This is a genomic window from Candidatus Pelagibacter communis, assembly GCF_001179985.1.
GTDB lineage: Bacteria > Pseudomonadota > Alphaproteobacteria > Pelagibacterales > Pelagibacteraceae > Pelagibacter > Pelagibacter ubique_J.
On record NZ_CVSI01000067.1, the window covers coordinates 1 to 14879 of the forward strand.

Genomic DNA, 14879 nt, shown 5'->3' on the forward strand with positions numbered 1-14879 from the left:
ACAAAAATTTAGAAAATAAAAAAGAAACAGGATAGTACTTGCAACTAAAGTATCTGGTCCTGGACCAGGTTGGATTAGAGGTGGTGGAAACCAATATGACGAAAAAAATTTAAATGAAGCTGTTGATAATAGTCTTAAAAGATTAAAAACTGATTATATCGACTTATATCAATTACATTGGCCTGAAAGAAAAACAAATTTTTTTGGAAGACTAGGTTATGAACATAAAGATGATAATAACTGGAATAAATTTGAAGATATTCTCAACGCCTTAGATAAAATAATCAAAAGTGGTAAAATTAGATATATAGGCCTTTCAAATGAAACAGCTTGGGGATTGTCAAAATTTTTGGAAATTTCAAAGTTAAAGAAACTTCCTCGAATGATGTCTGTTCAAAATCCTTATAGTCTTTTGAATAGATCTTATGAAGTAGGATTAGCAGAAATTTCTGTAAGAGAAAGAAGTGGTCTTTTAGCTTATTCACCTCTTGCGTTTGGTTATTTAACTGGGAAATATAGAAATGGAGAATTGCCAAAAAATTCTAGGATGCACTTGTTTGGAGACAAGTTTTCAAGGTATAAAACTGAAAATGGTCAATTAGCCATTGAAAAATACTTTCATATTTCAAAAAAGTACAATTTAGATTTATCACAAATGAGTTTAAAATTCTGCGAACTTCAGCCGTTCATAACCAGTGTAATAATCGGTGCAACAACAATGGAGCAGTTGAAAACTGATATAGAAAGTGTAAATATAAATCTTAATGATGAGATAATTAATGAAATTAACGAAGTACAAAAACTGTATCCAAATCCATGTCCATAATTAAAAAAACAATCTTTCTATTAATTCTTATTCTAAGTTTTACTTCATTGAATGCACAAGAAATAAAAAAAATTGGTAAATTTAAGGATTGGGAAACAATAGTTGTGACAGATCAAGCTGCAAAATTATGTTTTGCTCAGTCTAAGCCGGTTTTACAGTCCCCGAAAAATAATGTTCGAGAAGCAAGACTATTTATAAGTTTTAGACCTTCAGAAAAAATTTCTGACGAAGTAAGTATTACTTCAGGGTACGAGTACAATGTGCAAAATGCAATACTAGCGAAATCAGGAAAAAATAAAATTAAGTTCGATATATCCAAAGATAATTTTGCTTGGATTACTAACAATAAAATTGAAAAAAAAATGATAAGTGTAATGAAAAAAGGTTCACGAATTATGATCACAGGTTATAACAAATCTGGTTCTCAAACAATTGATCACTACTCTCTAATGGGTTTTACCAAAGCATATAATAGCGCAAAAAAAAATTGTAGCTAATGAATACCAAATAACAACCTAATGAAAAAAATAGTTTTAGCTTACTCTGGTGGTTTAGATACATCTATTATTCTTAAATGGTTACAAGAAAACTATAAAGCTGAGGTAATTGCTTATACAGCTGATATTGGCCAGGAAATGAATAAAAAAAAGATTATTAGAAACGCAAAAAAATTAGGTGTTAAAAAAATAATAATTAAAAATCTTAAAAATATTTTTGTAAAAGATTACGTATTTCCAATGATTAGAGGTCATGCGATTTATGAGGGAGTTTATTTGCTTGGTACATCTATTGCCAGACCACTAATCGCAAAAGATCAAATTCAAGTTGCTAAGAAATTCAAAGCGTTTGCTGTTTCGCATGGTGCGACTGGAAAAGGAAATGATCAAGTAAGATTTGAATTAGGATATCATTATTTTGGTCCGAAGATAAAAGTTATAGCTCCATGGAGAATTTGGAAGTTAAAATCAAGAACTGATTTAATGAAATATGCAAAAGAACATCAAATTTCAATTCCAAAGGACAAAAAAGGAGCACCACCTTTTTCAGTAGATGACAACCTATTTCATACATCAACTGAAGGCAAAGTTTTAGAAAATCCAAAAAATTCAGCTCCTGAATTTATATTTCAAAGAACAACCTCGCCTGAAAAAGCACCTAATAAACCTACTTACGTTACAGTTGGATTTAAAAACGGTGATCCAACTACTATTAATGGGAAGAAGTTAACTCCAGAAAAACTATTAGAAAAATTAAACCAGCTTGGTGGAAAAAATGGAGTTGGAAGAGTTGATCTAGTTGAAAATAGATTTATCGGGATTAAATCAAGAGGGGTTTATGAAACGCCTGGTGGAACATTGCTTTTAATTGCTCATAGAGCAATGGAGTCTGTAACACTAGATAAAGAAACTATGCATAAAAAAGATTCAATAATGCCAAGATATGCAGAGTTAATTTACAATGGTTATTGGTTTTCAAAAGAAAGATTCAAATTACAAAAAATTGTGGATCTAAAAAGAAACAAGGTAAATGGAATTATTAAGCTAAAACTTTATAAGGGAAATGTTTTAATTCAGTCAAGAGTGACTACTAGTGGTGCTTATTCAATGAAAAAAGTTTCTTTTGAAGAAAATAAAACTTTTAATAAATCAAATGTTGAAAGATTTATTAATTTCCACAAAAAAAAATTAAAATAAAGAAGCATGAATTTTGAAGCCTCAAGAGCGAAAGCTATAGATAAATTAAATCATTTTGTTGAAAAAAATCTTTCTGATTATTCAAAGCTACGAAACTTCGATTTTGGTCCTGATAAACGAGACAATGTTTCATGTTTATCACCTTATGTTACACATGGTGTTCTTAATGAAATTGAAATTATAAAAAAATCACTTGAGAAGTTTTCTTATTCAAAAAATGAAAAGTTTATACAGGAAGTACTTTGGAGAACTTACTGGAAAGGATGGTTAGAGTTAAGACCTAATGTTTGGAGTGACTATTTAATTGATTTAAGAAATATTAAAGAAAAATATAAAGATGACAAAAATTATCAAAACGCAACGGAAGGTGATACAAATATAGATTGTTTTAATGAATGGGTAAATGAGTTAAAAAATAATAACTACCTCCATAATCACACTAGAATGTGGTTTGCCAGTATTTGGATTTTTACACTTGATTTGCCTTGGCAACTTGGCGCTGAATTTTTTATGCAACACCTATTTGATGGAGATGCTGCATCAAATACTCTTGGATGGAGATGGGTTGCAGGCGTTCAAACACAAGGAAAGCATTATTTAGCAAGTGAATGGAATATTAAAAAATTCACAAATAATAGATTTAAAAATATTAAATTAAATGAAAATGCTCCTCCAAAAAATTCTGAAAGAACTTATTCAATAATAAAACAAGATTTTAAAAATTCTGAAAATATTGAACCAGTTAATTTATTAATTTTTGATAATAATCTTTCTTTCGAAATCACTGACTTTAAAGATATTAAATTTAAAAAAATATATTTAGTCTCTAACAAAAATGATAACAGATTAATCAAACTCAATGAAAAAGTATCAAAATTTAAGTACCTTCTTTTTGAAGATCAAGAAAAAAGATTAAAAGAACAATCAATTGATTGCGAAATAATTGATATAAGCCAAATTAAAAAAATTGACGAAAAAAACATCGGATTATATCCAACTGTTGGAGAAAACCTAGATTATCTAAATATAAATAATTTAAAAATAAATTTTTTATATAGAAAACTCGATCAATATTCTTGGCAATATTGTAATAAAGGTTTTTTTAATTTTAAAAATTATATCCCCAAAATTATTTCAAACTTTACTTAATTTTTGTTAATTTTTATCTTGCAAGTTTTATGAAGATGTCACCCATACCAGCATCTAGTTCCTCTATGGGTGTATTATTTCTTAATTCACAGTACCTACCAGTAATTTGATGATTTTTGACTAAATCAATATCATCATTTTTACATGTTCTTCCATTATGTAATAATCCTATAACTATTCTATTATTTAGATTATACACTTGATCGCTATTGATTTTTTTGCCGTCACAAAAATATTCTTTATTTACTCTATTTGGGAAATCATTTTTATTACAAGGGTTTTTAATTGTTATAACGTAGAATTCTCTTGAGCCATCTACAAATTTATATTTCATTTTTTGAACCTTTGAATACTTCATGATATCGCAAGAGCAAGGCACACAGCACCTATAATAATTACCGCAAATTTTATTGTTTGTTTTATTTTCTTTTATAAACAAAAATTCTGAATCACTCCCTGGATCAATTAATGAACCTGAAACAGCACAGTATAATTTATTAAACTCAATAAAATCTTTATAAGTAATTTTTTTATCTATGATGTATCTAAAAAATTTAGGTCCAGCAGCATTTCTGTTTTTGTCAGGAAATATCCTAGACCAGTCAGTTATTAATTCTTTGTGGTAATTTTTTTCTTCTGCAACTAATTCGACTTGAAAAGAAACTGCAAAAATTAGAAAAAATTTTAGTAAAATATTTTTCATTTTTGTTTTATTGTAATTGTTTGATTAAGTTTAATTTTATCTATAAAAACTTTTTTTCCATCAGTCCATTTGATTTCTACTCTAAAATCTTTTTCATTTTTTCTAATTCCATAATGTGCCACAGGTTCCATTTGACATAAATAACCAGATCCAGCATCAATTGTTTTTGAGTGCTTTCTTTGATTAGACATTAGCGTTACAGTTGCTCCCCTAGCAGGTGCTCCAAATTTATTGATGGGCTTGATCCTTAAATATTTACTATTTTTTCCTACTTTTGCTTTATACAATGTCAAAGGTTGTGCTTTACTCTCCCCGTGAGAAACTAATAATTCTAAAATCCCATCATTATCAATATCTGCTACGGCTGCTCCAGTACCATATCCTTCAGCCTCAAGCGCGGTTTTTAATTTTATTTCCTCAAATTTTCCATCTTCATTTATTTTAAATAATTTGTTTGGTTCTGCGATATTGTTCATAAAAACTTCATCAAACCCATCATTGTCAAAATCAGCAGAGATGATTGTTCTTATTCTAGATGGTTTATCGAAAGCTTTGTTTCCTATATCCTTAAATTCGTTTTTTTCTAAAACATATGCTCTATGATAACCAAGCCAATTACCACTCAAAATATCTAATCTTCCTCTATAGTAAATATCTGATAATGCTGTTCCCCTTCCATTCTGTATTGCATCATCAACTCTATATTCAAACGCAACATCATAAAATTTACCGTCATTATTTTTTAATAGAAAATTGGCACCTCTTTCATTTGCTGCAAATATATCAGCTCTATCTGTCAATATATGTCCTGATACTACTGCTCTTCCACCAGTGACTTTATCCAAATTTAAATTTTCTGCTTTATCTACTATTTTGTTATTTTCGATTTCATAAAATCTGGTTGGTCCGCCATAATTAGCTACATAAATACCGTATTCGCCGTCACCTTTTCTATCAACACAAGCTACAGATCTACCTGCTGTTAAGTTTAGATTTTCTCTATTTTTTTTTAACTCAAATAAGTCAAAAAAATTATTATTGTTTTTATCAATTAGTCTATCAGAATATTTTTTTGTTCCACTATAGGTATCTGTATTTAAGAAATAAATTTCCTCAAAACCATCTTTATCTAAATCACAGGCTGCAACACCAATAGTTTTTCTATCTCGATCTAAAAAAATTTCCTCTTTGATTATGTTTTTTAATTTTCCGTCAACGTAACTTAAAGCTAAATTTGGATAACCAAAACCTGTGACTATAAACTCATTATTTCCATCTGAATTGATATCCGTAATCGAAACCCCATAACTAAGCCTGTTTTCATTAATCGTTATTATATTTGAAATATCTTTAAAAAATTCTGCATGAGAAATATTAATTGGTAAGATTGAAAAAAAAATTATTAAAAATTTGTATAAATAATTTACCTTTTTGATGAACATCTTTTAGAGCAATATTTAACTTTTTCCCAGTTCAGCTTCCACTTTTTTCTCCATTTAAAGGGCCTTTCACAAACTGGGCAAAACTTAGTTGGTAGGTTTTGTTTTTTCATCAAGTTGGTGTTTGTTTTTTAAAAATAAAAAATAAGCTATAAATTCATAAGCGTAATGAAATAAGATAAACAAAGGTTTAAAACTCAAAATTTTCGCTAAAAAATTATATTTTGGTATTTTTGACCAGATAATTATAAATGCTTTAGCTCCTCCGATAACCTGTCCATTGTCAATCACATGTAATCTTCTTAAAAGTTCTTCCTTAGATTTTGATGTTAAGTCGACTGCTTGTTGATTGTTTGTAATATCAACCCATTCTAAATTTTCATCAGAATTTTTTTTATAATGGTCAATTTCCATTTTGCAGATGTTGCATGAATTGTTGAAAAAAACTTTAATTTTCATTTTTAATACTCCCCGGTAAACACTTTATTTATCACTTTTACCGGAATTCTGTAACCAGGAAATGACGCAACATCACCTAACATTACTGTTTTTGGATTCCAGCCAAAACAAAAAATTATGAATAAAATAACGAACATTTTTCCTTTAATTTTATATAAAAAATTTTGTTTTAATAACACTGTGTTAAGGTTTATTTTTTCATTTTTTAATAAACTAAATACTATCAATGCAGAAATTACATAAGAAATATTTACCCATCTTCCCCAGTCGTAACCCATGGCAAACAATAAAATTACTGGAGAAATAGCAATACAAAAAGGTGTTAAAAGATTTTTGAAATTTCGAAAAAAAAATAGCTTTTTGCTCTTTGTGGTACAATTTTTTAGCAATAGAGATATTGGGTAAAACCCGATTAAAACTATCAATGAATATCTAAATATTACTTCAAACGAATATTTACCTGTATTGCCTTGAAATTGTTGAATTATAGTTGATTTGGTTTTTAACAATCCACAGGACATGTAGCATGACTCACCAAATTCGTTTTTTAACACTGATGCCATAACTTTCCATTCATTTGCATTCAAAGGATTGGTTGCCATGTAAATTGATAGTAAAATTCCTGGAGTCATAAATAATATTAGTTTAAGAAAATTTAAATTAATTTTTTCAATTCTATTCTCAATTATTAAATATAGAAATATAAGAGGGAAAAAAAATATTATTGGTTCCCAAACTAAAACTGAAACAAGAGAGAATAAAATTATAGAATAATTTTTAAGTGTATGGTTTGAGGGGATAAGTAAATAAATTAAAAAAAAAGTAAAAACAATAATTTCTTTTCTAGCAAGTACTTCTATTTCAGCCACAGGATATAGAATAAATATTGGGGTAAATATAGATAAGTTTAAAATTTTATTAGTTTGTAAATTTTTTAGCAAATGCCATAACAAAATGAAATAAAATGTGCAAAAAAAGGACTGGGACAGAAATATTGTCCACCTTAATTCAAGGTCGAAAAATCTTGATAATAGTACCATTCCTTGGCCGGTGAAACCTCTTCTTGTAAACCCACCCTCATAATTAATTAACCATTCAGAAATTGTTGAGTCGTTTCCAACCTGGTGTTTAAAGTACAAGAAAAAGTAAGATAAAAATAACAAAATTATCAAATAAATTAAAATGTATTTATTTTTAATTTTTTGTTTCATTTAGATAATATTTTATCAACGCAATAACGATTTTCTTACAGTATATTTTATTTTTCTTCCTATATCATTTCTTTTTAAACAATAATTAAGATAGTTAAATACCAAATTGTTCAGATCCAGCTACTATAATTGAAATTTTATTTCTCATAGATATAAATAAATTAATAAATGAATAATGATAAAAGAATATTAATATTTGCAGCAACATACAATGAAATAGAGAATATAAAAGAGCTAATTAATGGCATCATAAAATATCTTCCTCATTGCTCAATTTTAATTATTGATGATAATTCTCCAGACAAAACTTCAGAAGTTGTTAAAGAATTTAAAAAAAAAAATCATAATATTAATTTAATTGAAAGAGAGAAAAAATTAGGCTTAGACACTGCACATAAAATTGCATTTAGATATGCTGTTGAGTATAACTTTGATTATTTGATTACTATGGATGCTGATCTGTCTCATCATCCAAAGGAACTTCCAGAATTTATAAAAAATTTAAAAAATTATCCTTTTGTAATAGGATCAAGATATGTATCTGGAGGAAAATGTTTAATGAAAGGCACGAGACTAATGATGAGTAAATTTGGTAATAAATTAATTCAAATTTTATCACAGATTAAGTCAAATGAGTTTACAACATCTTTTAGAGGTTTCGACATAAAAAATTTAAAAGGCTTTGACTTAAATAATGTAAGAACTAAAGGATATAGTTTTTTTATGGGAACACTATTTGAATTAGAAAGAAATAATATCAGCATAAAGGAGATACCAATAACTTTTTATGATAGGAAAAAGGGTGTCTCAAAGATACCTAGAATTGAAATTTTAAGAACTTTAAAAAATTTATTTTTTTTAACATTTAAAAAATTTTTTTTTAAATAGTATTTTGATTTATAAATCTTTCTGCAGCGGATAATATAAGTTTTTTTCTTGGTGCATTCATTTTATCATATATTCTTACCATCATTGATAATCTTGGATTTTTTAAAAAAAAAGATCTATTCTTATTTATAAATCTCCAATAAAGACCATCCATAATATTGCACCATTCACCTTTTTTAAAATCCATCATTTTAAGAAAATAACTTGATCCACAAATATAAGGTTTAGTAGCAAAAATTCCTCCATCACTAAATAATCCCATTCCATAAACATTTGGAGACATTACCCAATCAGATGAGTCAACAAACATTTCCATAAACCATTTGTAAACATATATTGGTTTAATCTCACATAGATTCATAATGTTTGATAAAATCATTAATCTCTCTATATGATGTGACCAACCATGATCATTGGCATTTTTTATCGCATAGTCCAAAGGTGGAAGTCCTGTATTTCCTTGATACCAAGTAGTTTTCATTTTACGCTTATGTTTAAAAAAATTACCATTTTCTAATTTGTTATAAAAATTTTGATAAATTCCTCTCATAAATTCTCGCCAGCCTATTACTTGCCTTATATAACCCTCTAAAGAATTTATTTTAATTTTTTTCTTTTTATGGCTATCTAAAATTCTCTCTAAAATTATTTCTGGAGTTATCAAACCTAAATTTAAATAGGGACTAAGAGCACTATGAAACAATATGTTATTATTTTGATCAACAGCATCTTCATAATCACCAAATAAATTAGATTTTTCTTTTATAAAAAATTCTAGTAGTTTTAAAACTTCTTTATATTCAGTTGCAAACCAAAAATTTTCTGTTGAACCAGGGTGTGTTGCAAATTTCTTTTCTATAATATTTTTCAGTTTTTTTGTGTGAACCGTTTGATCAATTTTAGGAAATGAGGGAACTTTGGTTCCTTTAGGCAGTTTCTTTCTATTATCTTCATCAAAGCTCCATTTACCACCAACGGGATCATCGCCATTCATTAAGATGTTCATTTTTCTTCTAGTGTCTTTATAAAAAACTGCCATGAATGGTTTTTTTGATTTTGATAAATATTTTTTAAAATCATCTCTAGTATTAAGAAACATTGGAGATGTAATTATATTGAGCTTTATTTTGTTTTTTTTTGAAAAGTCTATAATTTTTTTTTCAAATGGTTTATCTTCAATTTCAAAACATGAGATTTCATTGATTTTATTTTTTTTTAAAATTTTTTTGATTTTTAAAATATAATCATCTTTGAAAGCTGAGTCTTCAATTTTAGAATAAGTAATTTTAAAGCTATTTTTTTTTAAATTTTCATAAAATGATCTCATCGATGACAAAAATAAAAGGATTTTAAGTTTGTGATGTCTTTCATAGGTGCATAATCCGTTATCTTCTGCCATAAAAAAAAGATGGTCTTTTTTGAAGCGGTTTAGGTATTTTAATGGAAATAATTGATTTCCAAGTATAATAAATAATTTCATAATTTATTTATAAGTATTATTATACAATATGTCAGGAAAATATTTAATTTTTGGTGCGACAGGTTCTATCGGTTCAAACTTAGCAAAATTAATGGTTGGTAAAAATCAACATGTCCAACTCATAGGTCGGGATGAAAATGGTCTTAATGCATTATCATCTGAGCTTGGCTGTAAATACAGTGTTGTTGATGTGTTAGACGAACAATCTGTTAAAAGTTTGAAAAATCAATTTGAAGGACAGGAAATTGCTGGTATAGCATATTGTGTCGGTTCTATTGATCTTAAGCCTGTTCGAGCAGTTAAAAAAGATGATTTTATTAAATGTTTTGATCTAAATTTTTTTCCAATAGTTGAAACTATTAAAAACTTTCAGGACAATTTAAAAAAAAATAAAGGCTCTATAGTTATGTTTTCAACAGTTGCTGTTCAAAGAGGATTTACAAATCATAGTATTATTGCATCAGTAAAAGGTGCTATCGAAGGACTAACAGTATCTTTAGCAGCTGAATTCGCCCCTAATATTAGAGTTAATTGTATTGCTCCCAGCTTAACTAAATCAAAAATAGCTGACCCAATATTAAAAAACAAATTAATTGCAGAGGGCGTGGCTAAAGCTCACCCAATGAAGAGAGTAGGTGAAGGAAAAGATGCAGCGGCAATGGCGCAATTTTTATTATCTGAGGATAGTTCGTGGATAACTGGTCAGATAATAGGTGTAGACGGTGGAAGATCTAAATTATCATAATATATTTTAATTTTTTAGTATTAGTGTAATGTTGTTCATTAACAAACTTGGTCGTGAATAAAATTTCTACAGAAGAATTATTTAAAATTGCTTATAATCATTTACAAAATAAAAATTACTCCAAATCAATTTTATTATTTAATAAGATCTTAACTCATTTTCCAGAAAATTTGTCTGTTTTAAAAAATTTACTGCATGCTTATGCTTTTTCTGGAGACTTTCACAACGCAGAACACACGATTAAAAAAGTTTTAAAATTAAATGAAAAAGAACCTTTTATTTATCAGTTTTACGCATCAATTTTGAAAAACCAGGACAAAATCGATGAGATGATTAATCTAATTGAGGAAGGTTTAAGTAAAAATTTAATGAATCCCAAGTGGAAATATCAAAAAGAATTATTGTTTCCTGTAGTAGTAAAGGACAAAGATGAAATTGACAAATTTAGAGTAAAAATAAGCAACTGTTATGACCAAATTTTAGAGAATAGTGAAAAACTAGATTATGATAATGATCAGATAATTCAAACTCCTCACTATGAATCCTCTTATAATCAACATGATAATCTTGAGTTAAATATCAAAAGTGTAAAGGCTTTAAGAAAAATTTATAGTGAATTAAATGAAAATTGTGTCGTTGAAAAAAAAGAAAATGAAAAAATAAAAATAGGTTTTATATCAGAATTTTTTACTAATCATACAATCGGTAAATTATTTAAGAATATTATTTTTAGTCTAGATCAATCAAAATTTAATATTTTTATACTTCATTCTAAAAAAACAAAGAACAGTAAACTTTTTAATGAATTTATTGAAAAAGAAAAAAATGGATTTTTAAAAAATATTAGACTTCCAGAAAAATTGGGTGAAAAAATTAATTTTTTTAAACGGGAAAAATTTAATATTTTATTTTATCCAGATATAGGTATGTCAGTTGAGATGTATTATTTGTCTCTAATCAGACTTGCCAAATATCAAATAATGTCGTGGGGTCATCCTGAAACAACAGGGAGTGAAAGTATAGATTTTTTTCTATGTTCTAAAAGTTTAATTACTGATGAAACTTCAAAAAGCTACTCTGAAAAACTGTTGTTGATGGATCACTTGCCAATGATTTATGAAATACCAAAAATTAAGCAAAAGATAAATGATACTGAATTATCTAAAAATAATATTTACTCCTGTCCACAAACAATGTTTAAATTTCACCCAGATTTTGATCATATTTTAGCTGAAATACTAAAAAAAGATAAAAAAGGTGTTTTGTATTTAATTAAAGATAACAATAAAATTTATTTCAATAAATTAATTGAGCGTTTCAAGAAAATTAAGTTTTTTGAGCTGGATAGGGTTATTTTTCTTGATCCACTTAGTAGAGACAATTACATCAATCACTTAGGAACATCATCTGTATTATTGGATCCATTATATTTTGGCGCAGGCAACTCATTTCACGAGTCCATGGTATATGGAACACCAACAGTTACAATGCCAACCAAGTTTATAAAATCTAGAATCGTTAGTGCTGCTTATAAGCAGATGGAAATTAGCAATCCTCCGATAGTTAAAAATAAAAATGAATATGTAGAATTGGCAATCGACATTGCAAATAAAGAAAATTTATTAGAAACAAAAAAATATTATCAAAAGAGAGCTATTGAAAAACTATTTAATACTACAAAAGCAGGTGAGGAATTTAATCAAATACTTCTTGGCTTATACTAATGATCTTTTAAAACACTCTATTGTATTTTTTAATAAACAAGCAATAGTCATTGGTCCAACTCCGCCTGGAACTGGGGTTATTGCTTTTGCAATTTTTGAAACCTCATCAAAATCTACATCACCAACTATACCTTCATCTGTTTTATTTATGCCTACATCGATTACTATAGATCCTTTCTTAACCCAATCACCTTTAACAAGTTTTGGAATTCCAACTGCAACTACTAAAATGTCTGCCTTTAAGCATTCCTCTTTTAAATTTTTTGTTTTTGAATGAGCAATTGTCACTGTGCAATTTTCTTTTAGTAAAAGTTGAGTCATTGGTTTTCCATTCAAATTAGATCTACCTAAAATAACTGCTTTTTTTCCATTTAAATTTGGCTCTATTTTTTTAATCAACAAATGACATCCTAGTGGAGTACAAGGCACAGAGCTTTCATACCCAGACGACAAATTTCCTACATTGTTAGGGTGAAAACCATCTACATCTTTGTTTGGATCGATTGCGTCTATAATTTTTTTGTTATTAATGTGTTTTGGAAGTGGCAACTGAACCAATATACCAGAAACATTTTCATCCTTATTAAGTTCACTAATCTTTTCTAAAACAGTTTTTTCATCTATTGTATCAGGATACTCAATAATTTCTGATTTGAGACCAATTTCTACAGCTGATTTTTCTTTATTGCGTACATAAATTTTACTCGGTGCATATTCACCTATAAGTATTACGGTTAAGCCTGGAACTTTATTATATTTTTTTTTTAGATTATCTACTTCATTTTTTAAATTTGATCTTAAATCTGCAGCAGTTTTTTTTCCGTCTATTATAGTCATTCTAAATTAAAAAATTAATGGTGCTATATAAAGTTTCATACACATTTCTAAAAACCATATCAACAAAAGAAGGATTACTGGGGATATATCAATAGCACCCAGATTAGGTAAAAAACCTCTAATCTTTCTTAAAAAAGGCTCAGTTAGTCTATATGTAAAATCCAAGACTAAATAAACAAATCGATTTGTAGTATTCAAAACATTAAAAGCAACCAGCCAGCTAATTATAACGTTGGCTATAACAACATAAGAATATAATTTTAAAATTTGTAATGATAAGTAAAATATTGCTATCATTTTTTTTCGACGTAGATAGATTGACTTGGAAATGCAAAAGAAGCTTTATTTTTTTCAACTATCTGCTTTATTTCAATGGCTAATTTTTCCTTAACTTTTAGCCATTCACTCCAACTACTAGTTTTGGTGAAGCATCTTACATACATATCTATCGAACTATCTGAAAATTTATCTACTCTAACTGCTAGCCCTACTTTTTTATCGTAGTCATCGTTTTCCATAATATGTTTTTCAATTTGATCTCTTATAATTTTTAATTGATCGACTGTAGTGTCATATTGCAAAGTAATTATCCAACTTATGAGCCAATTCGTCGTTTGACTGACATTGATAACAGCATTTTCTGCAAACTGAAAATTAGGAATTATAGCTAGAGACTTATCAAATTTTCTTATTGTAGTTGATCTAAATCCTATTTTTTCAACAATTCCCTCAATTGTGCCTTCGACTAATATCCAATCACCCATTTTAAATCTTTTTTCTACAAGAACTAAAATCCCTGAAATTAAATTTTTAAATAAATCTTGAGCTCCAAGCGCAACAGCTACTCCAAAAAGACCTAGTCCAGCTATAATCGGTCCAATTTTTATTCCCCATAATTCTAGTACTGCAGCAGCACCTAAAATAAAAATGAGAATCTTTAAAGATTTAATTATCCATCCAATTAATTCTCTTGTAAGTATTCTATCTAATCCACTTAAAATGTAAGAGATAGGTTCAATTATTTGGTGGATAATCCAAAATAATAAAATAGTAATTAAAGTTCTGTTTATAGTATCTACAAAAGATCTTGTGTCCTCTGCAAAAGTCATATAATAGCTTGCAAAGAAAAAACCTAAAACTATAGGTAAAAAACGTGCCGGTCCTACCATAGCTTTCACAAAAGTGTCGTCTAATTTGTTGGTTGTTCTTTTTGAAATAAGTTCTAATTTTTTTATAATCAATTTACTAATTAACCCTCTAAAAATTAAAAATATTAAAAAAATTCCTAATCCAATTAATATCTGACCGATATCGATACCTAGAATTCCTTTATCCCAAACGGAAAGAAATAAATTTTTCAAATTAATAAAAACTTCCATATTTTAAATTTTATATAATAAAAATTCCTCCTCACCAGGGTTAAATAAAAATATTTTTTTCCATTTTATCTCATTTAAAACTGATGATGTTTTTTCACCAATGCACATTAAGTTAGTATTCATCCAGTAGTCAACTAATTCGTATTTTTTGATTAATTTTAAAAAGCTTTTCGCACTATTTTCAGAATAAACATATACCAAATTTGGCATATCTCTCTTTAAAGACTCCAAAAATGATAAATCTAAATTTTCATTATGTTTAACAGTATAATTTATCAATCTCTCGACATTGTAACCTTCGGAAATTAGATCTTTATCTAAAGGATATGACACAACATCTCCACT

At 27.6% G+C, this 14879-nt stretch carries 17 protein-coding genes; 7 read left to right on the forward strand and 10 right to left on the reverse strand.

Translation table 11 applies throughout. The annotated features are described in order from the left end of the window. Positions 1–31: 31 nt before the first annotated feature. Genes AMN80_RS05420 through AMN80_RS04770 form a run of 4 tightly spaced genes read left to right on the forward strand, consistent with a single transcriptional unit; the run spans position 32 to position 3669 of the window. Positions 32–826: an aldo/keto reductase gene (locus tag AMN80_RS05420; RefSeq protein ID WP_082256571.1), complete on the forward strand. Its 795-nt coding sequence runs from the start codon at positions 32–34 to the stop codon at positions 824–826. After that, the gene (locus tag AMN80_RS04760) at positions 817–1323 is read left to right on the forward strand and encodes an invasion associated locus B family protein (RefSeq protein ID WP_075520839.1); all 507 of its coding nucleotides are present in this window, start codon (positions 817–819) and stop codon (positions 1321–1323) included. Before AMN80_RS05420 ends, AMN80_RS04760 begins: the two co-directional genes overlap by 10 nt. 21 nt (positions 1324–1344) lie before the next feature. Beyond that, entirely contained in the window at positions 1345–2520 is a 1176-nt protein-coding gene (locus AMN80_RS04765) for an argininosuccinate synthase (RefSeq protein ID WP_075520840.1), read from the forward strand. Between the two features lie 6 nt (positions 2521–2526). Further along, complete coding sequence (locus AMN80_RS04770) at positions 2527–3669, forward strand: FAD-binding domain-containing protein (RefSeq protein ID WP_075520841.1); 1143 nt, start codon at positions 2527–2529, stop codon at positions 3667–3669. 13 nt (positions 3670–3682) lie between these two features. Here the strand turns inward: AMN80_RS04770 and AMN80_RS04775 are convergent, their stop codons facing one another. The 5 genes from AMN80_RS04775 to AMN80_RS04795 are packed head-to-tail and all read right to left on the reverse strand — an operon-like array spanning position 3683 to position 7481. Beyond that, a complete protein-coding gene (locus AMN80_RS04775) occupies positions 3683–4372 on the reverse strand; it encodes a hypothetical protein (protein WP_075520842.1) in 690 nt (229 codons plus the stop codon). Further along, positions 4369–5814, reverse strand: a complete 1446-nt coding sequence (locus tag AMN80_RS04780) for a CRTAC1 family protein (protein ID WP_082256572.1) — start codon at positions 5812–5814, stop codon at positions 4369–4371. The genes AMN80_RS04775 and AMN80_RS04780 overlap by 4 nt, the downstream gene beginning before the upstream one ends. After that, on the reverse strand, positions 5796–5924 hold the full coding sequence (locus AMN80_RS05750; protein ID WP_075520843.1) for a DUF2256 domain-containing protein: 129 nt from the start codon (positions 5922–5924) through the stop codon (positions 5796–5798). The genes AMN80_RS04780 and AMN80_RS05750 overlap by 19 nt, the downstream gene beginning before the upstream one ends. Then, on the reverse strand, positions 5899–6270 hold the full coding sequence (locus tag AMN80_RS04790) for a thiol-disulfide oxidoreductase DCC family protein (protein ID WP_075520844.1): 372 nt from the start codon (positions 6268–6270) through the stop codon (positions 5899–5901). The genes AMN80_RS05750 and AMN80_RS04790 overlap by 26 nt, the downstream gene beginning before the upstream one ends. Positions 6271–6272: 2 nt before the next feature. Continuing rightward, entirely contained in the window at positions 6273–7481 is a 1209-nt protein-coding gene (locus AMN80_RS04795) for a hypothetical protein (protein ID WP_075520845.1), read from the reverse strand. 168 nt (positions 7482–7649) lie between these two features. Here AMN80_RS04795 and AMN80_RS04800 point away from each other — a divergent pair, with 168 nt between their 5' ends. After that, positions 7650–8369 (forward strand): glycosyltransferase, encoded by a 720-nt coding sequence (locus tag AMN80_RS04800; RefSeq protein ID WP_075520846.1) that lies wholly within the window; start codon positions 7650–7652, stop codon positions 8367–8369. Here AMN80_RS04800 and AMN80_RS04805 read toward each other — a convergent pair. Further along, positions 8362–9849 (reverse strand): cryptochrome/photolyase family protein, encoded by a 1488-nt coding sequence (locus tag AMN80_RS04805; RefSeq protein WP_075520847.1) that lies wholly within the window; start codon positions 9847–9849, stop codon positions 8362–8364. The two genes, AMN80_RS04800 and AMN80_RS04805, sit on opposite strands and share 8 nt — an antisense overlap. A 28-nt stretch (positions 9850–9877) precedes the next feature. Between AMN80_RS04805 and AMN80_RS04810 the strand changes: the two genes are divergently transcribed. Further along, positions 9878–10594: an SDR family NAD(P)-dependent oxidoreductase gene (locus AMN80_RS04810; protein ID WP_075520848.1), complete on the forward strand. Its 717-nt coding sequence runs from the start codon at positions 9878–9880 to the stop codon at positions 10592–10594. 53 nt (positions 10595–10647) lie between these two features. Further along, the gene (locus AMN80_RS04815; protein ID WP_075520849.1) at positions 10648–12318 is read left to right on the forward strand and encodes an O-linked N-acetylglucosamine transferase family protein; all 1671 of its coding nucleotides are present in this window, start codon (positions 10648–10650) and stop codon (positions 12316–12318) included. On the opposite strand, the gene AMN80_RS04820 is transcribed toward AMN80_RS04815, so the two are convergent. From AMN80_RS04820 to AMN80_RS04835, 4 genes are all read right to left on the reverse strand, one after another. Then, the gene (locus AMN80_RS04820) at positions 12310–13155 is read right to left on the reverse strand and encodes a bifunctional 5,10-methylenetetrahydrofolate dehydrogenase/5,10-methenyltetrahydrofolate cyclohydrolase (protein ID WP_075520850.1); all 846 of its coding nucleotides are present in this window, start codon (positions 13153–13155) and stop codon (positions 12310–12312) included. The two genes, AMN80_RS04815 and AMN80_RS04820, sit on opposite strands and share 9 nt — an antisense overlap. A 6-nt stretch (positions 13156–13161) precedes the next feature. Next, on the reverse strand, positions 13162–13452 hold the full coding sequence (locus tag AMN80_RS04825; protein ID WP_075520851.1) for a YggT family protein: 291 nt from the start codon (positions 13450–13452) through the stop codon (positions 13162–13164). After that, positions 13449–14534 carry a mechanosensitive ion channel family protein gene (locus tag AMN80_RS04830; protein WP_075520852.1) on the reverse strand — a complete coding sequence of 362 codons (1086 nt, stop codon included), beginning with the start codon at positions 14532–14534 and terminating at the stop codon, positions 13449–13451. Before AMN80_RS04830 ends, AMN80_RS04825 begins: the two co-directional genes overlap by 4 nt. A 3-nt stretch (positions 14535–14537) precedes the next feature. After that, positions 14538–14879, reverse strand: a 342-nt coding sequence (locus AMN80_RS04835; protein WP_179850283.1) for a uroporphyrinogen-III synthase, incomplete at its 5' end; no start/stop codon positions are given.